We start from the raw sequence: 19,816 nt of genomic DNA, 5'->3' as shown, positions 1-19,816 counted from the left end.
GTCCCAGCGGGGCGGAACCCGCTCGGGATGACCACCGCGCGCCCGGCGACCTCACCCGCGCCCCGGCGCGTACCCCGGCACCCGCCCGCGCCCCCGACCGCCCTGTCCAGCCGCGACCGTCCCGCCGTCCCGCCTTCCCGGCGGGGCTGTCAACCGGCCTGCGGCACCGTGGCCCCCCGCCCGCGGCGGACCGTGTGGCCGGGCCGGGGCGCCCGGCCGACGACCCAGCTGGGGCCCTCCAGGGCCTTCGCCGCCCGCTTGAGCGGGGCCAGACAGACGGCTGCCTGCCGGTGGTCGGCCACGCTTCCCGGCTCGCAGACGACCGTGGCCAGGGACAGGGTGACCGGCATCCCGCCCGCCGACCAGGGCGGGTCCAGCACGGCGGCCGCCAGCGGATCGAGCGCTCCGGGGTCCGCCAGCAGCAGGAAGTCGTCGCCGCCGATGTGTCCCACGCGCGCGGTCCCGGACGCGGCCTGCTCCAGGCTCCGCCCGACCGACCGGATCAGCTCGTCCCCGGCGGCGAACCCGGCGCCGTCGTTGACCTGCTTGAAGCGGTCGATGTCCAGCCAGCTCAGCGAGAACGCCCGGCCGGAGCGGATCCGCCGGTCCACCTCCGACGTGATCGCGTCCGAGCCGGGCAGCCGGGTCAGCGGGTTCAGCCCGGCCGCCTCCTCCACCCGGGACTCGGCCAGGGCCCGTACGAGGTCCGTCGGCCGTACGACACCCACGCACCGCCCGCGGCGGTCGACGACCGCCACGTCGTCGGAGATCCGTTCCTGCGTGCCGCGCGCGATCATGTCCAGCACCTCCCAGGCCGACGCATCGACGTCCACCGTGCGCGGCGGATCGCCGAGCCGGGCGGCCGGACGGTCGGCGTACAGGGCGTGACCGTAGCGCCCCGACATCATCAGCAGGAAGCGGGACCGGTGCACGGACCGCAGCGGCACCCCGTGACCGTCCACCAGCAGCACGCCCGTCACCTCGGGCGCACCGGTGAGCAGCGCCCGCACCCGGCCCGCCGGGACATCCGCGGGCAGCAGCGCGGCGGGCCGCAGGAAGGGGCGCAGCGACGGTCCCGGGCCCGGCGCGGCCGGGGCGAGGGCGGGGGAGCGGGGCGGCACGTACACGTCCGCCACGGGCCGCCGGGCCGGCGGCGCGAACAGCTCGCCCTGCGCCCACTGGGCCCCGGAGGACACCGCGAGCGCGCATTGCCGTTCGGTCTCCACGCCCTCGACGGCCAGCAGCGCCCCCGACTGCTCGCACAGCGTGCGCATGGCCCGTACCGCCGCAGGCCGGGACAGCAGCGAGGAGTCCAGTTTCACCAGGTCGGGGGCGAGGTCGACGAGCAGCCGCAGCGGCATGTCGCCGTCCCCCACACCGTCCGCGCCGATCCGGAACCCCAGCTCCCGCACGGCGGACACCGCCTCCAGCAGGGCCGGGCGCGGCGGTACGACGTCGAGCGTGACCTCCCACGGCAGGCGGCCCGCTTGCCGCACGGCCTCGCCCAGGGCGGACAGGCCGCCGAGGTCGGCGAGCGTGCGGGCGAACACGTTGATGTGCAGGGGCAGCAGCGTCTCCGTGCGGGCCGCCGCGCGCAGCGCCGACACGGCCAGCCGGCCGTCCAGCTCGGGGTCGCGGAGCGCCTCGGCGAGCACGTCACCGGTCTCCGGCCGGGCCAGGACCTCCAGGGCCGCGACCCCTCCGGTGGCGAGGTTGACCACCGGCTGGAAGGCGAAGCGGAGCGAGTCCGCCCAGGGACGCATGGGATGCACGGGAGCATGATGGCGCCGGGGGCGGCGGCGCGGGCCGCGTTCATGAGACGTTCACGCGAGGTCACCCGTCGGCGGTACGCCGTAGGCGGAGCGGCTTCCGGGTGTTCCGCTTCCCCGGCGGGCCGGGCCCCGCTAGATGTAGGAGACATGACACAACTGTCCCGGCCCGCCCGCGCCGCCGTCACCGCCCTCGCCGCCCTGCTGACCCTGACCGCCGCCTCCGCGACGGCCGGTGCCGCACCCCGGAACCGCAGCGTCCTGGACCCGCGGGCCCCCGCCGACTTCGTGGCCCTGAGCGACATCGACCCGACGATCCTCCAGGAGATGCGCTACTTCACCCCGCACAACTTCATGGGCGAGCCCGTCGACGGCTACCGCCGGCCGATGTGCCTCCTCACCCGCCCCGCCGCCCAGGCCCTGCACCGCGCCCAGCGCCGGCTGCTGCGCCGGGGCTACACCCTCAAGGTGTACGACTGTTACCGGCCGCAGCGCGCCGTCGACCACTTCGTGCGCTGGGCCCGCGCCCTCGACGACCAGTCCATGAAGGGCGAGTTCTACCCGCGCGTCGACAAGACCCGCCTGTTCGACGACGGCTACATCGCGGCCAAGTCCGGCCACAGCCGCGGCTCGACCACGGACCTCACCGTCGTCCCGCTCCCGGTCCGGCCGACCCCTCCGTACGATCCCGCCCGGCCCCTGACGCCCTGCTACGCACCGCGCGAGGAGCGCTTCCCGGACAACTCCCTCGACATGGGCACGGGCTTCGACTGCTTCGACACGCTCGCGCACACCCTCGACCCCCGGATCCGGGGCCGCCGGCACGCCCACCGGATGCTGCTCAAGGACACCCTGGAGCACGTCGGTCTCGTGAACCTCCCCGAGGAGTGGTGGCACTTCACCTACCAGCCCGAACCGTATCCGGACACCTACTTCGACTTCCCCGTCTCCCGGGCCTCGCTCACCAGCGGTCCGCGCACGGGCGCCGAGCCCTCCTGACGCAGGACGTCCGGTTGGGATCGGATACAGTCCGCGCGTGTCCGAGAATCCACACCCGACTGTCAACTCCGTGCCCCATTCCCACTGTTCGGGCTGCGGAGAGCCCTACGGAGAGGGCATCTCCGGCTGGCCCCGCACCTGCCCGGCCTGCGGGGCCGTGGCCTACCGCAACCCGCTGCCGGTCGCGGTGGCCCTCCAGCCCGTCTACGACCCGAAGGGCACCGCCCTGGTCGTGATCACCCGCACCATCGGCCCGGCGCGCGGCGGCACGGCCCTGCCCGGCGGCTACGTCGACGACCGCGAGGACTGGCGCCAGGCCCTCGTGCGCGAACTCAAGGAGGAGACGGGCATCGACGCCGTCGCCCGTGACGTACGGCTCGCCGACGCCATGAGCGCGCCCGACGGCCACCTCCTGCTCTTCGGCATGCTCCCCGAACGCCCCGCCGAGGGACTGCCGGAGTCCGCCGCCACCGACGAGACGTCCGGCTGGCACCTGCTGCGCAGGCCCGAGGAACTGGCCTTCCCCCTGCACACCCTGGCGGCACGGGCCTGGTTCGAGGGCCGCTACGTCTGACCCGTCCAGCCCCGTCCAGTCCCCTTCAGTCCAGCCGTCTCCCGCCCCGTCTCCCGCCCCGGGCCGGACCCGGCCACCGGCCCGCCGTCCGGCCCGGCCAGGTCCGGCTCAGTCAAGCCCCCGCACCCGCACCGGACGCGACGGCGCCACCGCACCGTCCTCCCGCTCCTGCTCCACGACCACCCGCCGGCCCTGCCCGCGGACGGAGTACCGCTCGATCGCGGGCTCGTCCCAGCCGTCGCCCGCGTCCGGCACCACCAGCCCGCCCCCGCCACGCCCGGGGGCGGGCGCCCACACCTCCAGTTCGACCTCGTCCGTCCCGCCCCGCACCGGGAGCACGGCACCCGCGCGCGCGAGCACCGGGATCCGCCCCAGCGGCGCCTCCACGACCGCCTTCCCCGGCCCCTCGTACGCCCGCCCGGTCGCCGTGTCGTACCAGCGGCCCCGCGGCAGCCGCACCGTCCGCCGCTCCGCGCCGGGCAGCAGCACCGGCGCCACCAGCAGCGCGTCGCCCAGCAGGAAGGCGTCCCCGCAGTCCCGCAGTGCCCGGTCCTCCGGGGTGTTCCACCACACCGGGCGCACGTACGGCGCGCCCGTGCGCCGGGCCAGATGCGCCAGCGTGACGAAGTACGGCAGCAGCCGGCGCCGCTCCAGCAGCGCCGCGCGCGCGTGCTCCAGCACCTCGGGACCGAACTCCCACGGCTCCCGCCGCCCCGCCCGCAGGCTCGCGTGCGTCCGGAACAGCGGCAGATACGCGGCGAGCTGGAACCAGCGCAGGTACAGCTCGGGCGAGGGACTGCCGTCGAAGCCGCCCACGTCCGGCCCCGAGTAGGGCACGCCGCACAGGCCAAGACCCAGCACCAGCGACAGCGACGCCCGCAGTCCGGGCCAGCCCGTGGCCACGTCCCCCGACCAGGTCCCGCCGTAGCGCTGCAGCCCGGCCCAGCCCGAACGCGAGAACACGAACGGCCGCTCCCCGGGCACCGCGGCGCGCACGCCCTCGTACCCGGCCTGCGCCATGCACAGCCCGTACACGTTGTGCGCCTCGCGGTGGTCGCCGCCCCGGCCCTCCAGCGCGTGCCGCGCCGACCGCGGCAGCGTGGTCTCGCCGAAGGCCGCGAAGGACGTCGGCTCGTTCATGTCGTGCCAGAAACCGGAGAAGCCCTGGGCCAGCCGCTCCCGGTACAGCCCGCCCCACCACGCGCGCACGCGCGCGTGCGTGAAGTCCGGGAAGACCGTCTCGCCGGGCCACACCACACCCCGTACGACGCCCCCCGACGCGTCCCGTACGAAGGCGTCCTGCGTCGTCCCCGAGTCGTACACGGCGTCACCCGGCGTGGCGCGCACCCCCGGGTCGACGATCGACACCAGCCGGATCCCGTCGCGGCGCAGCTCCTCCGCGAGCACGGGCAGCTTGGGGAAGCGCTCCTGGTCGACGGTGAACACCCGGTGCGCGTCCAGGTGGTCGATGTCCAGGTGTACGGCGTCCAGCGGGAGACCGCGCTCCTGGTAGCCCGCGACGATCCGGCGCACCTCCTGTTCGCTGCCGAAGCCCCACCGCGCGTGCTGGTGGCCGAGCGCCCACGCGGGCGGCAGCGCGGCCGCACCGGTGAGCGAGGCCCAGGTGTGCAGCACGCGCGCGGGAGTGCCGACGATCACCCAGCAGCGCAGCGGACCGCCGTCCATCCGCAGCTCGCTCGCGCCGGGCCGGTCGTGCCCCGAACCGGCGCCCTCCTCGCCCTCGCGCAGGACGACCGTCCCGTCCCAGGAGTTGTCGTGGAACACCAGGTGGGTGCCCGCGTCCGCGACGACCAGCTGCACCGGCATCGTGAGGTACAGCGGATCGTCGCCGGGCCCGAACGGGCGGCCGGGATCGGTGTTCCACAGGCGGTAGGCGCCGTCGCGCAGCCGCGGCCCGGACGCCCGCGCGCCCAGGCCGAAGAACCGCGCGTCCGCCGTCACCCGGGACCGCTGCATCCAGCGCGCCGTCCCGCCGCCGACCGGCTCCCACCAGCGGGGCGGCAGATCGCGGCGCAACGGCACACCGCCGGGCGTGCACACCTCCACGGCCCCGTGCCGCGAGACGGTGACGGTGACCCGCTCGGCCACCACCCGCCAGCCGCCGTCCTTGTCCGGCTCCAGCACCGCCCGCGGGTCGGGCTCGGGGCCCTGCCCGGCCAGGGCGTACGACGGCAGGGGAGCGGCCCCGTCCCAGCCCCAGAAGACCGCTCCGTTCGCCGCGACGAGCAGGCGCAGCTCCGAGCGGCTGAACCGCACCACACCGCCCCCCGGGCCGGGCAGCGCGTCCAGCACCTCACCGGGCACCCGCGCCCGCTCCGCGCCCCGCGGGGGCAGGCCCTCGGCGTCGGCACGCCGCCGGCGCCAGGCGGCCCGTACGGTGCGCACCCCCTGGGCCGCCCCCGCGGAGCCGACCGCCTTCACCGAACGCACCAGGTCACGACCGTTCATGCTGATCACCCTGCCATTGACGGCGCCGCGCGGAGGTGTCGTTCAACTGCCGTTCACCCAGGCTCGGGCCACATCTTCACGACAGGGACTATGTGGGGCCAACCCTGGTGCGGAAGTCGATCACATGGCATCGTCCGTGTCAGCCGCGTCACGCGCACACCCCAGCACGTGCGCGGACCGACGCACACGACGCGCAGAGTCCGGGAGCCGCCCATGTCGACCGTGAATCCCCTGCCGCTCTGGCAGCCCGATCCGCAGCGGATCGCCCAGGCCCAGATCACGCGGTTCCAGGCGTGGGCCGCCGCACACCACGGAGCGCCCGCCGAGGGCGGCTACCCGGCCCTGCACCGCTGGTCCGTCGACCACCTGGAGAGCTTCTGGCGGGCCGTCACCGAGTGGTTCGACGTCCGCTTCGGCACCCCCTACGCGCGCGTGCTGGGCGACCGCACGATGCCCGGGGCGCAGTGGTTCCCCGGCGCCACCGTGAACTACGCCGAGCACGCCCTGCGCGCAGCGGCCACCCGCGCGGACGAGCCCGCCCTCCTCCAGGTGGACGAGACCCATGAACCGCGCCCGGTGACCTGGTCCGAGCTGCGCCGCCAGGTCGGCTCGCTCGCCGCCGAGCTGCGCGCCCTCGGCGTACGCCCGGGGGACCGGGTCAGCGGCTATCTCCCGAACATCCCCGAGGCCGTCGTCGCCCTGCTCGCCACCGCCGCGGTCGGCGCCGTCTGGACCTCCTGCGCCCCCGACTTCGGCGCCCGCAGCGTCCTCGACCGCTTCCAGCAGGTCGAACCGGTCGTGCTGTTCACCGTCGACGGCTACCGCTACGGCGGCAAGGAGCACGACCGCGGCGACGTCGTCGCCGAACTGCGCCGCGAACTGCCCACCCTGCGCGCCGTGGTGCACATCCCCCTGCTGGGCAGCGCCGCACCGGAGGGCACCCTCGCCTGGTCCGACCTGACCTCGGCCGACGTAGAACCCGTCTTCGAACAGGTGCCCTTCGACCATCCGCTGTGGGTGCTGTACTCCTCGGGCACCACGGGCCTGCCCAAGGCCATCGTGCAGTCCCAGGGCGGCATCCTCGTCGAGCACCTCAAGCAGCTCGGCCTGCACTGCGACCTGGGCTCCGGGGACCGCTTCTTCTGGTACACGTCCACCGGCTGGATGATGTGGAACTTCCTCGTCTCCGGCCTGCTGACCGGGACGACGATCGTCCTGTACGACGGCAGCCCGGGGTACCCCGACACGGGTGCCCAGTGGCGCATCGCCGAGCGCACCGGGGCCACCCTCTTCGGCACCTCGGCCGCCTATGTGATGGCCTGCCGCAAGGCGGGGGTGCACCCGGCGCGCGACCACGACGTGTCCCGGATCCGGTGCGTCGCCACCACCGGGTCCCCGCTCCCGCCCGACGGGTTCCGCTGGCTGCACGACGAGGTCGGCGACGACCTGTGGATCGCCTCCGTCAGCGGCGGCACCGACGTCTGCTCCTGCTTCGCCGGGGCCGTGCCGACCCTGCCCGTCCACATCGGCGAGCTCCAGGCCCCCTGTCTCGGCACCGACCTCCGGTCCTGGGACCCGGAGGGGCGGCCCCTGGTCGACGAGGTCGGCGAGCTGGTCGTCACCAACCCCATGCCCTCGATGCCGCTCCACTTCTGGAACGACCCGGACGGCAGCCGCTACCACGACAGCTACTTCGCCGTGTACCCCGGCGTATGGCGGCACGGCGACTGGATCACCCTCACCTCCCGCGGCTCCGTGATCATCCACGGCCGCTCCGACTCCACGCTCAACCGCCAGGGCGTGCGCATGGGGTCCGCCGACATCTACGAGGCCGTCGAGCGGCTCCCCGAGATCAGGGAGTCCCTGGTCATCGGCGTCGAACAGCCCGACGGCGGCTACTGGATGCCGCTCTTCGTCCAGCTAGCCCCCGGAGCCGTCCTGGACGACGCGCTGCTGGACCGCATCAAGCGGACCATCCGCGAACAGCTCTCCCCGCGCCATGTGCCCGACGAGGTCATCGCGGTCCCCGGCGTCCCGCACACCCTCACCGGCAAGCGCATCGAGGTCCCGGTCAAACGCCTGCTCCAGGGCACCCCGCTGGAGAAGGCGGTCAACCCCGGCTCCGTCGACGACCTCGGCCTGCTGCGCTTCTACGAGGAACTGGCCCGCAAGCGCGCCTGACCCGTCCGGGCCCGGCCCGGCGGACCCGGCCCGGCCCGGCGGACCCGGCCCGGCCCGGCGGACCCGGCCCGGCCCGGCGGACCCGGCCCGGCCCGGACGGGGCCGAGTCCGCCGCCCGCCGGTCAGCCGCCGTAGGTGGCCTCCGACTCGCCCAGCACCGCGGCGAAGTCGGAGGCCAGCCGGGCCGCGTCCGCGGGTTCCAGTCCGGCCACGGAGATCCGCACCCCCGGCGGTGACGCCAGCCGGAATCTGGCACCCGCCGCGACCCACCAGCCGTGGGACCGCAGCCCGTTCACCACCGCCGACTCGTCGGCCACCGGTACCCACACGTTCATCCCGCTCGCCCCGTGGGCCGCGATGCCCCGGGCCGCCAGCTCCCCGAGCAGGGCGCCGCGGCGCACGGCGTACGTCCCGCGCGCGCGGGACACCAGCGCACGCGTGTCCTCGTCGGTCAGCAGCCCGTGCACCGTCTCCTGGAGCAGATGGCTGACCCAGCCCGAGGTCAGCAGCAGACGCCCGTCGTGCCGCGCCAGGGTGACGGCGTCGCACGCCGCCACCGCACAGCGCAGGTCCGCCCCGAGGAACTTGCTCACCGTCCGCACATGCACCCACCGGGACAGACCGGCGGAGCCGAGGGCGTGCAGCGGTACGTCCGCCACCGCCGACGCGTGGTCGTTCTCCAGGACCAGGACGTCCGGCTCCTCGCGCAGCACATCGGCGAGCGCCGCGCGCCGCTCGGCCGAGAAGCACCCGCCGTACGGGTTCTGCCCGCGCGGACTGCACACCACGGCGCGCGCACCGGCCCGCAGCGCCCGCCGCAGGGCCTCGGGCCGCATCCCCTCGTCGTCCACCGCCACCGGCACGCTGCGCAGCCCCAAGGCGGTCACGAGGTCGAGCAGGTGGTGATAGCCCGGATCCTCCATCGCCACCGCGTCGCCGGGGCGCAGCTCCACGGAGAGCAGCCGGCCCACCAGATCCAGCGCGCCGTGCGCGAAGGTCACGTGCTCCACCGGCATCCCGTCCGCGCCGAGCCAGTCGCGCGCCGCGTCCTCCAGCCGGGGCAGCCGGGGTGTCGAGCGGTGCGAGCGCGCACCGGGCGCCAGCCGGGACGGCGGCGCCGGAGCGGGCAGGAAGGCGGGATCCGGATGCCCGCCCGCCAGATCGCGCAGCCCTCGCGGGACCTTCGGCGGCCGGCGTGAGGCCACCGCGGGGGCGGGCGCCACCACGGTCCCGCCCCGGCCGCGGGTCACCACGATGCCCCGCCCGCGCAGCTCCTTGTACGCCGTCGCCACCGTCCCCGGGCTCACCGCCAGTTCGTCCGCGAGCCGCCGCACCGGCGGCAGCGCCGCGCCCGGCGCCAACGCCCCCTCGGAGACCCCGCGTTCCACCGACGCGGCAATCGCCTTGGCCGTCGCCCCACTGATCGCATAATGTACTGCCACGTTGATCATTATGTATCAATACATAATTTCAGGCAAGTTTCCGGCAAGGGGGAGCAGTGCGCATCACTCGCGGCACGAGAACCAAGGGCAGCGGCACCACACCGGCCACCAGGACGGGACGCCCACGCGTACCCGGCGGCCCCGACGGCCGCCGCATGCTCCTCGTCGCCCTCGTCGACCGCACCGGCAGCGGACTGTGGGCCTCCGTCTCCGTCCTCTACTTCACCTACGTCTCCGGACTCTCCCTCGCCCAGGTCGGCACCCTCGCCGCCCTCGCCGGAGCCGTCGGCATCGCCGGCGCCCCCCTCGGCGGCCGCCTCGCCGACCGGTTCCCGCTCACCCGTGTCCTCATCGCACTGCAACTCCTGCGCGCCGTGGCCTCCCTGGGGCTGCTCACCACGGACGACTACGCCCTGCTGCTCGCCTTCTCCGCCCTCTGCGGCCTCGGCGACCGCGCCGCCAGCATCCTCACCAAGCTCTACGCCACCCGCGTCTCAGGCCCCGACCGCGTCCGCTACCAGGCCCTCAACCGCACCGCGGCCAACGCGGGCTGGGCCCTGGGCGGCCTCGCCGCCGCGGGCGCCCTCGCCGTCGGCACCACCGCCGCCTACCGGTGGCTGCTCCTCGGCGACGGCCTCTCCTTCGCCGCCGTCGCACTGCTCACCCTGCGCTGCGGCGAACCCCCCTCGCCCTCCCGCACCGTCACCCCCTCCGGCGCCCCGGCCCCCACCGCCCCGCCCGCCACCCCGTGGCGGGACCGCACCTACCTCGCCTACGTCGCCACCGAGACCGTCCTCTTCCTCGACGACGCGGTCTTCAAGGTCGGCCTCCCCCTGTGCATCGCCCACAGCAGCGACGTCCCGCACGGCCTCGCCCCCCTGCTGATGGTCCTCAACAACGTCATGGTCGTCGCCCTCCAGGTCCCCCTGGCACGCTTCGGTGCCACCACCGCCGCGGCCCGCACCCTCCTGCTCCCGCTCTCGGTCGCCTACGCCCTCGGCGGCACCGCCCTCGCCCTCTCCACGGCCGGCGGCACTTTCACGGCCGTCGCGCTCCTCACCGGCGCCGCCGTGGCCTTCACTCTCGCCGAGATGCTCCACGCCACCGTCTCCTGGGAACTGTCCGTCGCCCTCGCCCCCGGCGCGGCCCAGGGCACCTACCTCGGCGTCCACGGACTGGCCCAGGCCGCCCAGCGCACCATCGGCCCCCTCGCCGTCACCGCGGCCCTCGCCACCGGCCCCGCCGGATGGGCCGTCTTCGGCGGCGGCATCGCCCTGACCTGCGTCATCCAGCACCGCACCGTCCGCGACCGCCTCAGCCGGCCCCCGTTGTCAGTGCCCCCGGTTACGGTGAGTGAGCATTGATCGACCGTGCACACACGGCACACCATGGGGGAAACATGGCGCACACCGACCACCGGACCATGCGACGCGCCCTGCGCCGCGAGATCGCCGGCACCATCGGCCTGCTCACCGACGCACAGGACTTCCGCGCCATGCGGCGCTACCGGAGCTTCGTCTTCGAGGACCACACCACCTACCTCCGCCACGTGGAGGCGCTCCTGAGGGTCAGGGCCGCCCAGGGCGGCCACACCACCGTGGCCCTCTTCGACCCCGAGGAATACGCCGCCTTCTGCGCGCGGACCGGCCTCGAACCGGACGCGGCCGCCAGCCGCGCCCGCTTCACCGCCGAACTCGCCGGCGCGGGCCCGGCCCTGCCCTACGACGGCCGGCCCCTCACCGAACTCGTCCCCGCCCTCGTCGACGAGGCCGTCCGCCAGGCCACCTGGGAGTACGCCTCCACCCTCCTCGCCCGGCTCGGCCCCTGCGCCGCATGCGGCGAGGACATCGGCCGCGCCGCCTTCGCCAGGGCCGCCGGCCTCCTCGTCCGCGTCCTCGACACCGCCCCGCCCGGCAACCGCCATCTGGTGTGCAGCGTCTCCACCGCACCCGAGACCCTGCTCGCCGCGCTCCGTGCCGACGACCAGGACGGCGACGGCCCGCCGGACGACACCACCCGCCTCGACGAGGCCGAAGCCCTCGAGTTCACCACGGTCCTGGCCCTCGGCCTCGCCACCCGCAGCCCCGGCGGCCTCGTCATGCGCACCACGGCACCGGGCACACCCGACCGCGTCTACGGCTGGCGCCTGCGCGGCGACGGACTGCACCCGCTCACCGCCGCCGAGGTCTTCGACGCCTACTGCACCGACATCGAGTCCGGCGACCTCGTCGCACCCGAGTCCGGCGTGGACTACACGACACCCCCCGACCTCGGGGACGAAGGACCCACACCCCCGCACCGACACTGAACAGAACCGGCACGGAACAGATCGGGCACCGGACAGAACCGGCACCGGACGCACGAGGGGCGCCCCGCCCGAAGGCGGAGCGCCCCTCACGGACCGGCCGGTGTGCGGACCGGTCCTCTCACCGGCCGCTCACTCGCCGGACAGCACCGCCTGCGCTGCCTCGCGCGCCTCCTCGGCACTGTCCGTGGCCCGTGCCGCCGCGGCGGCACGCTCGCACTGCGCCAGCGTGTACTTGGCCAGCGCGGCCCGTACATACGGAAGAGACGCCGCACCCATCGACAGGGAGGTGACCCCCAGACCGGTCAGCACACACGCCAGCAGCGGATCCGCGGCCGCCTCACCGCAGACACCGCAGCTCTTGCCCTCGGCCCGCGCCGCCTCGGCGGCCAGCGCGACCAGGTCGAGCAGCGCCGGCTGCCACGGGTCCTGCAACCGCGACACCGCACCCACCTGACGGTCGGCGGCGAAGGTGTACTGCGCGAGGTCGTTGGTCCCCAGCGACAGGAACTCCACCTCCTGGAGCACCGACCGCGCCCGCAGCGCCGCCGACGGGATCTCCACCATCGCACCGAACTTCGCCCGCAGCCCCGCCGCACGGCAGGCGTCCGCGAACGCCTTGGCGTCGGCCCGGTCGGCGACCATCGGCGCCATGACCTCAAGGTGCACCGGCAGCCCCTCGGCCGCCTTGGCGAGCGCCGTCAGCTGGGTGCGCAGCACCTCCGGGTGGTCCAGCAGCGTCCGCAGCCCACGCACGCCCAGAGCGGGGTTCGGCTCGTCCGCGGGCGTCAGGAAGTCGAGCGGCTTGTCCGCGCCCGCGTCCAGCACCCGCACGACCACACGGCCCTCGGGGAACGCCTCCAGCACCTGCCGGTAGGCCTCGACCTGCTTCTCCTCGGACGGCGCGTTCTTGTTGTCGTCCAGGAACAGGAACTCGGTCCGGAACAGGCCCACGCCCTCGGCGCCCGCCTCGACGGCCGCCGGGACGTCCGCGGGCCCGCCGATGTTGGCCAGCAGCGGCACCTTGTGCCCGTCGGAGGTCGCGCCCGGACCCGTGGAGGCGGCCAGCGCGGCCCTGCGCTCGGCCGCGGCCGCCTCCAACTGCTCCTTCTTCTCCTCGCTCGGGTTCACGAAGATCTCGCCGGAGCTGCCGTCCACGGCGATCACCGTGCCCTCGGCCAGCTCACCGGCCCCCGGCAGCGCCACCACGGCCGGCACCCCGAGCGCCCGCGCCAGGATCGCGCTGTGACTCGTCGGCCCGCCCTCCTCGGTGACGAAGCCGAGGACCAGCGTCGGGTCGAGCAGCGCGGTGTCGGCCGGCGCCAGATCCCGCGCGACCAGCACATACGGCTCGTCACTGTCCGGCACACCCGGCATCGGCACACCCAGCAGGCGCGCGACGATACGGTTCCGCACGTCGTCGAGGTCCGCCACGCGCCCCGCCAGGTACTCACCGGCACCCGCCAGCAGGTCCCGGTACGCGGCGAACGCGTCGTAGACGGCGCGCTCCGCGGTGCTGCCGACGGCGATACGCCGGTCGACGTCCGCGATCAGCTCCGGGTCCTGCGCCATCAGGGCCTGCGCCTCGAGCACGGCCTGTGCCTCGCCGCCCGCCAGGTTGCCGCGCGCGGTGAGGTCGGCGGCCACGGCGTCCACGGCCTGGCGGGCGCGCCCCTGCTCACGCTCCGCCTCGTCGGCCGCTATCTGCTTCGCGGGCGGCTCCAGGACCGCCGTACCCATGTGCCGAACCTCGCCGATCGCCACACCGTGGCTCACACCGACGCCTCGCAGCGTTGTCTCCATCTCACCCGTCTCCGTTAATGCGGCGCATGCCGCCGTGGTGGTCGTTCTGTGCGCCGTCCCGGCGAACGGCGGGGCGGTCAGCTCCAGGAGAAGAGGCTGTCGCCGGCCTTCACCTCGCCGCTCTCGTGCAGGTCGCCGAGGGACTCCGCCGTGGCCTCCAGGGCGACGACGGGACACACGGGGGACTTGCCGGCGGCCTCGACGGCGGCGGGGTCCCAGCGCACCACGGCCTGGCCGCGGGACACCGTGTCGCCCTTGTTCACGAGCAGCTCGAAGCCCTCGCCGTCGAGCTGAACGGTGTCGATACCGAGGTGGACGAGCACGCCGTGGCCCTGCTCGTCGACGACGACGAAGGCGTGCGGGTGCAGCGAGACGATGACACCGTCCACGGGAGCGACGGCCTCGGAGGGCTCACGCACCGGGTCGATGGCGGTGCCGGGGCCGACCATGGCGCCGGCGAAGACGGGGTCCGGCACGTTGGCCAGTCCGATGGCACGTCCGGCGAGCGGGGACGTCACGGTGGTCATGGGAAGCCTCCCAGGGGTGGAGATTCATAGGGCCGTCACTGCCTGTACCGGACGGCGTGCTGTCCAGCAGCGTATGTCACGGTAAGTGCCGGTTCCGGCCGAGAGCTTACGACAGCTCACCTTAGTGGTCTAGACCACCAATCCCATGGATTTGCACCCGCTCCACGGGCCCCTGTACAGTCTTACTCCTGCCTGGGGGTGAGCGACGCGAACGAGCGTCCTCGACCCGAGCAGAACCCAACTCGTCAGATCCTATCTCTGGATCCCCTTCCGCATGCTCGCGGGACGGTGGTCAAGAGGGCCGGAAAAGCCTGATAGAGTTTGGAACACCGAAGGGAAGCGCCCGGAGGAAAGCCCGAGAGGGTGAGTACAAAGGAAGCGTCCGTTCCTTGAGAACTCAACAGCGTGCCAAAAGTCAACGCCAGATATGTTGATACCCCGTCTCCGGCCGTCATGGCCGGGACGAGGTTCCTTTGAAGAAAACACAGCGAGGACGCTGTGAACCAGGGGAACATTCCTTCCCCTTGGTTCCGCTCTCGTGGTGTCGCCCCGATTACGGGGAAGCATTCACGGAGAGTTTGATCCTGGCTCAGGACGAACGCTGGCGGCGTGCTTAACACATGCAAGTCGAACGATGAACCACTTCGGTGGGGATTAGTGGCGAACGGGTGAGTAACACGTGGGCAATCTGCCCTGCACTCTGGGACAAGCCCTGGAAACGGGGTCTAATACCGGATACGAGTCTCCAAGGCATCTTGGAGACTGTAAAGCTCCGGCGGTGCAGGATGAGCCCGCGGCCTATCAGCTTGTTGGTGAGGTAGTGGCTCACCAAGGCGACGACGGGTAGCCGGCCTGAGAGGGCGACCGGCCACACTGGGACTGAGACACGGCCCAGACTCCTACGGGAGGCAGCAGTGGGGAATATTGCACAATGGGCGAAAGCCTGATGCAGCGACGCCGCGTGAGGGATGACGGCCTTCGGGTTGTAAACCTCTTTCAGCAGGGAAGAAGCGAAAGTGACGGTACCTGCAGAAGAAGCGCCGGCTAACTACGTGCCAGCAGCCGCGGTAATACGTAGGGCGCAAGCGTTGTCCGGAATTATTGGGCGTAAAGAGCTCGTAGGCGGCTTGTCACGTCGGTTGTGAAAGCCCGGGGCTTAACCCCGGGTCTGCAGTCGATACGGGCAGGCTAGAGTTCGGTAGGGGAGATCGGAATTCCTGGTGTAGCGGTGAAATGCGCAGATATCAGGAGGAACACCGGTGGCGAAGGCGGATCTCTGGGCCGATACTGACGCTGAGGAGCGAAAGCGTGGGGAGCGAACAGGATTAGATACCCTGGTAGTCCACGCCGTAAACGGTGGGCACTAGGTGTGGGCGACATTCCACGTCGTCCGTGCCGCAGCTAACGCATTAAGTGCCCCGCCTGGGGAGTACGGCCGCAAGGCTAAAACTCAAAGGAATTGACGGGGGCCCGCACAAGCGGCGGAGCATGTGGCTTAATTCGACGCAACGCGAAGAACCTTACCAAGGCTTGACATACACCGGAAAACTCTGGAGACAGGGTCCCCCTTGTGGTCGGTGTACAGGTGGTGCATGGCTGTCGTCAGCTCGTGTCGTGAGATGTTGGGTTAAGTCCCGCAACGAGCGCAACCCTTGTCCCGTGTTGCCAGCAGGCCCTTGTGGTGCTGGGGACTCACGGGAGACCGCCGGGGTCAACTCGGAGGAAGGTGGGGACGACGTCAAGTCATCATGCCCCTTATGTCTTGGGCTGCACACGTGCTACAATGGCCGGTACAATGAGCTGCGATACCGTGAGGTGGAGCGAATCTCAAAAAGCCGGTCTCAGTTCGGATTGGGGTCTGCAACTCGACCCCATGAAGTCGGAGTCGCTAGTAATCGCAGATCAGCATTGCTGCGGTGAATACGTTCCCGGGCCTTGTACACACCGCCCGTCACGTCACGAAAGTCGGTAACACCCGAAGCCGGTGGCCCAACCCCTTGTGGGAGGGAGCTGTCGAAGGTGGGACTGGCGATTGGGACGAAGTCGTAACAAGGTAGCCGTACCGGAAGGTGCGGCTGGATCACCTCCTTTCTAAGGAGCACATAGCCGAATGCAGGCAAATGTTCTGCACGGTTGCTCATGGGTGGAACGTTGACTATTCGGCACGGTTCGGATGTCTTCTGCTAGTACTGCTTCGGCGTGGAACGCAAGGGGATGGATGGAACGTGTCGGGCACGCTGTTGGGTCCTGAGGGAATGATGCCCTCAGTTTGCCGGCCCCGGTGAAGCATCGTTTGTTCGGTGTGACGGGTGGTTGGTCGTTGTTTGAGAACTGCACAGTGGACGCGAGCATCTGTGGCCAAGTTTTTAAGGGCGCACGGTGGATGCCTTGGCACCAGGAACCGATGAAGGACGTGGGAGGCCACGATAGTCCCCGGGGAGTCGTCAACCAGGCTTTGATCCGGGGGTTTCCGAATGGGGAAACCCGGCAGTCGTCATGGGCTGTCACCCGCTGCTGAACACATAGGCAGTGTGGAGGGAACGCGGGGAAGTGAAACATCTCAGTACCCGCAGGAAGAGAAAACAACCGTGATTCCGGGAGTAGTGGCGAGCGAAACCGGATGAGGCCAAACCGTATGCGTGTGAGACCCGGCAGGGGTTGCGTATGCGGGGTTGTGGGATCTCTCTTCTACGGTCTGCCGGCCGTGGGACGAGTGAGAAACCGTTGATGTAGGCGAAGGACATGCGAAAGGTCCGGCGTAGAGGGTAAGACCCCCGTAGTCGAAACATTAGCGGCTCGTTTGAGAGACACCCAAGTAGCACGGGGCCCGAGAAATCCCGTGTGAATCTGGCGGGACCACCCGCTAAGCCTAAATATTCCCTGGTGACCGATAGCGGATAGTACCGTGAGGGAATGGTGAAAAGTACCCCGGGAGGGGAGTGAAATAGTACCTGAAACCGTGTGCCTACAAGCCGTGGGAGCGTCGGATGCAGCTTGCTGTATCTCGTGACTGCGTGCCTTTTGAAGAATGAGCCTGCGAGTTTGCGGTGTGTTGCGAGGTTAACCCGTTGTGGGGTAGCCGTAGCGAAAGCGAGTCCTAACAGGGCGGTGGAGTAGCACGCTCAAGACCCGAAGCGGAGTGATCTAGCCATGGGCAGGTTGAAGCGGAGGTAAGACTTCGTGGAGGACCGAACCCACCAGGGTTGAAAACCTGGGGGATGACCTGTGGTTAGGGGTGAAAGGCCAATCAAACTCCGTGATAGCTGGTTCTCCCCGAAATGCATTTAGGTGCAGCGTCGTGTGTTTCTTGCCGGAGGTAGAGCACTGGATAGGCGATGGGCCCTACCGGGTTACTGACCTTAGCCAAACTCCGAATGCCGGTAAGTGAGAGCGCGGCAGTGAGACTGTGGGGGATAAGCTCCATGGTCGAGAGGGAAACAGCCCAGAGCATCGACTAAGGCCCCTAAGCGTACGCTAAGTGGGAAAGGATGTGGAGTCGCAGAGACAACCAGGAGGTTGGCTTAGAAGCAGCCACCCTTGAAAGAGTGCGTAATAGCTCACTGGTCTAGTGATTCCGCGCCGACAATGTAGCGGGGCTCAAGCGTACCGCCGAAGTCGTGTCATTCACAATAGCCCCAACGGGTGTGTGGATGGGTAGGGGAGCGTCGTCTGCCGGGTGAAGCGGCACTGGAAGGTAGTCGTGGACGGTTGACGAGTGAGAATGCAGGCATGAGTAGCGATTCACACGTGAGAAACGTGTGCGCCGATTGACTAAGGGTTCCTGGGTCAAGCTGATCTGCCCAGGGTAAGTCGGGACCTAAGGCGAGGCCGACAGGCGTAGTCGATGGATAACCGGTTGATATTCCGGTACCCGCTGTGAAGCGTCAAACATCGAGCATCGTGATGCTAAGGCCGTGAAGCCGCCCTGATCTCTTCGGAGTTGAGGGGAGTGGTGGAGCCGCTGAACCGAGCGGTTAGTAGGTGAGTGATGGGGTGACGCAGGAAGGTAGTCCATCCCGGGCGGTGGTTGTCCCGGGGTAAGGGTGTAGGCCGCGAGGTAGGTAAATCCGCCTTGCATATGGCTGAGACCTGATGCCGAGCCGATTGTGGTGAAGTGGATGATCCTATGCTGTCGAGAAAAGCCTCTAGCGAGTTTCATGGCGGCCCGTACCCTAAACCGACTCAGGTGGTCAGGTAGAGAATACCGAGGCGTTCGGGTGAACTATGGTTAAGGAACTCGGCAAAATGCCCCCGTAACTTCGGGAGAAGGGGGGCCATGTCTGGTGATCGGATTTTCTCCGTGAGCTGGGGGTGGCCGCAGAGACCAGCGAGAAGCGACTGTTTACTAAAAACACAGGTCCGTGCGAAGCCGTAAGGCGATGTATACGGACTGACGCCTGCCCGGTGCTGGAACGTTAAGGGGACCGGTTAGCTCCATTTCGGTGGGGCGAAGCTGAGAACTTAAGCGCCAGTAAACGGCGGTGGTAACTATAACCATCCTAAGGTAGCGAAATTCCTTGTCGGGTAAGTTCCGACCTGCACGAATGGCGTAACGACTTCTCGACTGTCTCAACCATAGGCCCGGTGAAATTGCACTACGAGTAAAGATGCTCGTTTCGCGCAGCAGGACGGAAAGACCCCGGGACCTTTACTACAGTTTGATATTGGTGTTCGGTTCGGCTTGTGTAGGATAGCTGGGAGACTTTGAAGCGTGCACGCCAGTGTGTGTGGAGTCGTCGTTGAAATACCAGTCTGGTCGTGCTGGATGTCTAACCTGGGTCCGTGATCCGGATCAGGGACAGTGTCTGATGGGTAGTTTAACTGGGGCGGTTGCCTCCTAAAGGGTAACGGAGGCGCCCAAAGGTTCCCTCAGCCTGGTTGGTAATCAGGTGTTGAGTGTAAGTGCACAAGGGAGCTTGACTGTGAGACCGACGGGTCGAGCAGGGACGAAAGTCGGGACTAGTGATCCGGCGGTGGCTTGTGGAAGCGCCGTCGCTCAACGGATAAAAGGTACCCCGGGGATAACAGGCTGATCTTCCCCAAGAGTCCATATCGACGGGATGGTTTGGCACCTCGATGTCGGCTCGTCGCATCCTGGGGCTGGAGTCGGTCCCAAGGGTTGGGCTGTTCGCCCATTAAAGCGGTACGCGAGCTGGGTTTAGAACGTCGTGAGACAGTTCGGTCCCTATCCGCTGTGCGCGTAGGAGTCTTGAGAAGGGCTGTCCCTAGTACGAGAGGACCGGGACGGACGAACCTCTGGTGTGCCAGTTGTTCTGCCAAGGGCATGGCTGGTTGGCTACGTTCGGGAGGGATAACCGCTGAAAGCATCTAAGCGGGAAGCCTGCTTCGAGATGAGGGCTCCCACCCACTTGATGGGGTAAGGCTCCCAGTAGACGACTGGGTTGATAGGCCGGATCTGGAAGCACGGTAACGTGTGGAGGTGACCGGTACTAATAGGCCGAGGGCTTGTCCTCAGTTGCTCGCGTCCACTGTGTTGGTTCTGAAACCACGAACAACCCCATGTGCCACACATGGTGCGGTTGATTGTTTCATAGTGTTTCGGTGGTCATAGCGTGAGGGAAACGCCCGGTTACATTCCGAACCCGGAAGCTAAGCCTTACAGCGCCGATGGTACTGCAGGGGGGACCCTGTGGGAGAGTAGGACACCGCCGAACTCCTTTTAGAGCTCTGGCTCTTGGGCAACAGCCCAAGAGCCAGAGCTTTTTTGCGTTGAGGTAGGGTCAGGG

The 19,816-nt window shown here is 69.9% G+C and carries 10 protein-coding genes and 3 rRNA genes; 8 read left to right on the top strand and 5 right to left on the bottom strand.

The genetic code is table 11. The features are described from left to right. Positions 1 to 149: 149 nt before the first annotated feature. Positions 150 to 1,763, bottom strand: a complete 1,614-nt coding sequence (locus tag R4Z62_RS04795; protein WP_491521841.1) for a GGDEF domain-containing protein — start codon at positions 1,761 to 1,763, stop codon at positions 150 to 152. Positions 1,764 to 1,919: 156 nt separating this feature from the next. Here R4Z62_RS04795 and R4Z62_RS04790 point away from each other — a divergent pair, with 156 nt between their 5' ends. Together R4Z62_RS04790 and R4Z62_RS04785 are read left to right on the top strand one after the other, a co-directional pair. Beyond that, positions 1,920 to 2,768, top strand: coding sequence for a M15 family metallopeptidase (locus R4Z62_RS04790; RefSeq protein ID WP_491519207.1), 849 nt, complete (start codon positions 1,920 to 1,922; stop codon positions 2,766 to 2,768). 37 nt (positions 2,769 to 2,805) lie between these two features. After that, complete coding sequence (locus tag R4Z62_RS04785; RefSeq protein WP_491519206.1) at positions 2,806 to 3,342, top strand: NUDIX domain-containing protein; 537 nt, start codon at positions 2,806 to 2,808, stop codon at positions 3,340 to 3,342. Between the two features lie 108 nt (positions 3,343 to 3,450). On the opposite strand, the gene R4Z62_RS04780 is transcribed toward R4Z62_RS04785, so the two are convergent. Beyond that, positions 3,451 to 5,811 carry a glycoside hydrolase family 31 protein gene (locus tag R4Z62_RS04780; RefSeq protein WP_491519205.1) on the bottom strand — a complete coding sequence of 787 codons (2,361 nt, stop codon included), beginning with the start codon at positions 5,809 to 5,811 and terminating at the stop codon, positions 3,451 to 3,453. 213 nt (positions 5,812 to 6,024) lie between these two features. Here R4Z62_RS04780 and R4Z62_RS04775 point away from each other — a divergent pair, with 213 nt between their 5' ends. After that, positions 6,025 to 7,992, top strand: a complete 1,968-nt coding sequence (locus tag R4Z62_RS04775; RefSeq protein ID WP_385503018.1) for an acetoacetate--CoA ligase — start codon at positions 6,025 to 6,027, stop codon at positions 7,990 to 7,992. A gap of 122 nt (positions 7,993 to 8,114) precedes the next feature. Here R4Z62_RS04775 and R4Z62_RS04770 read toward each other — a convergent pair whose 3' ends face one another. Beyond that, positions 8,115 to 9,434: an aminotransferase class I/II-fold pyridoxal phosphate-dependent enzyme gene (locus R4Z62_RS04770; RefSeq protein ID WP_382847243.1), complete on the bottom strand. Its 1,320-nt coding sequence runs from the start codon at positions 9,432 to 9,434 to the stop codon at positions 8,115 to 8,117. Between the two features lie 56 nt (positions 9,435 to 9,490). Here R4Z62_RS04770 and R4Z62_RS04765 point away from each other — a divergent pair, with 56 nt between their 5' ends. Together R4Z62_RS04765 and R4Z62_RS04760 are read left to right on the top strand one after the other, a co-directional pair. Then, positions 9,491 to 10,798: an MFS transporter gene (locus R4Z62_RS04765; RefSeq protein ID WP_491519204.1), complete on the top strand. Its 1,308-nt coding sequence runs from the start codon at positions 9,491 to 9,493 to the stop codon at positions 10,796 to 10,798. Positions 10,799 to 10,833: 35 nt separating this feature from the next. Then, positions 10,834 to 11,742, top strand: coding sequence for a DUF8829 domain-containing protein (locus tag R4Z62_RS04760; RefSeq protein WP_064531550.1), 909 nt, complete (start codon positions 10,834 to 10,836; stop codon positions 11,740 to 11,742). A 129-nt stretch (positions 11,743 to 11,871) separates the two neighbouring features. Here R4Z62_RS04760 and ptsP read toward each other — a convergent pair whose 3' ends face one another. Both ptsP and R4Z62_RS04750 read right to left on the bottom strand, forming a co-directional pair. Continuing rightward, complete coding sequence (ptsP, locus tag R4Z62_RS04755) at positions 11,872 to 13,542, bottom strand: phosphoenolpyruvate--protein phosphotransferase (RefSeq protein ID WP_385503027.1); 1,671 nt, start codon at positions 13,540 to 13,542, stop codon at positions 11,872 to 11,874. 77 nt (positions 13,543 to 13,619) lie between these two features. Then, on the bottom strand, positions 13,620 to 14,069 hold the full coding sequence (locus R4Z62_RS04750; protein WP_491519203.1) for a PTS sugar transporter subunit IIA: 450 nt from the start codon (positions 14,067 to 14,069) through the stop codon (positions 13,620 to 13,622). Positions 14,070 to 14,635: 566 nt separating this feature from the next. Here R4Z62_RS04750 and R4Z62_RS04745 point away from each other — a divergent pair. From R4Z62_RS04745 to rrf, 3 genes are all read left to right on the top strand, one after another. After that, a 16S ribosomal RNA gene (locus tag R4Z62_RS04745) occupies positions 14,636 to 16,160 on the top strand. A 265-nt stretch (positions 16,161 to 16,425) separates the two neighbouring features. Next, positions 16,426 to 19,543 (top strand): 23S ribosomal RNA (locus tag R4Z62_RS04740). Between the two features lie 84 nt (positions 19,544 to 19,627). After that, positions 19,628 to 19,744 (top strand): 5S ribosomal RNA (gene rrf, locus R4Z62_RS04735). The 16S, 23S and 5S rRNA genes sit together here, the layout of an rRNA operon. The last annotated feature ends 72 nt before the right edge of the window (positions 19,745 to 19,816 follow it).

This window comes from Streptomyces sp. PL-25, assembly GCF_058344915.1.
Note: the sequence above shows the minus strand (reverse complement) of the source record. Positions and strands in the feature narration are given on the sequence as shown.

Excerpts from the sequence above, each read along its gene's own strand:
- R4Z62_RS04790 (WP_491519207.1), top strand. The coding sequence starts at position 1,920 with ATGACACAACTGTCCCGGCCCGCCCGCGCCGCCGTCACCGCCCTCGCC.
- R4Z62_RS04750 (WP_491519203.1), bottom strand. The coding sequence starts at position 14,069 with ATGACCACCGTGACGTCCCCGCTCGCCGGACGTGCCATCGGACTGGCC.
- R4Z62_RS04780 (WP_491519205.1), bottom strand. The coding sequence starts at position 5,811 with ATGAACGGTCGTGACCTGGTGCGTTCGGTGAAGGCGGTCGGCTCCGCG.
- R4Z62_RS04795 (WP_491521841.1), bottom strand. The coding sequence starts at position 1,763 with ATGCGTCCCTGGGCGGACTCGCTCCGCTTCGCCTTCCAGCCGGTGGTC.
- R4Z62_RS04775 (WP_385503018.1), top strand. The coding sequence starts at position 6,025 with ATGTCGACCGTGAATCCCCTGCCGCTCTGGCAGCCCGATCCGCAGCGG.
- ptsP (WP_385503027.1), bottom strand. The coding sequence starts at position 13,542 with ATGGAGACAACGCTGCGAGGCGTCGGTGTGAGCCACGGTGTGGCGATC.
- R4Z62_RS04760 (WP_064531550.1), top strand. The coding sequence starts at position 10,834 with ATGGCGCACACCGACCACCGGACCATGCGACGCGCCCTGCGCCGCGAG.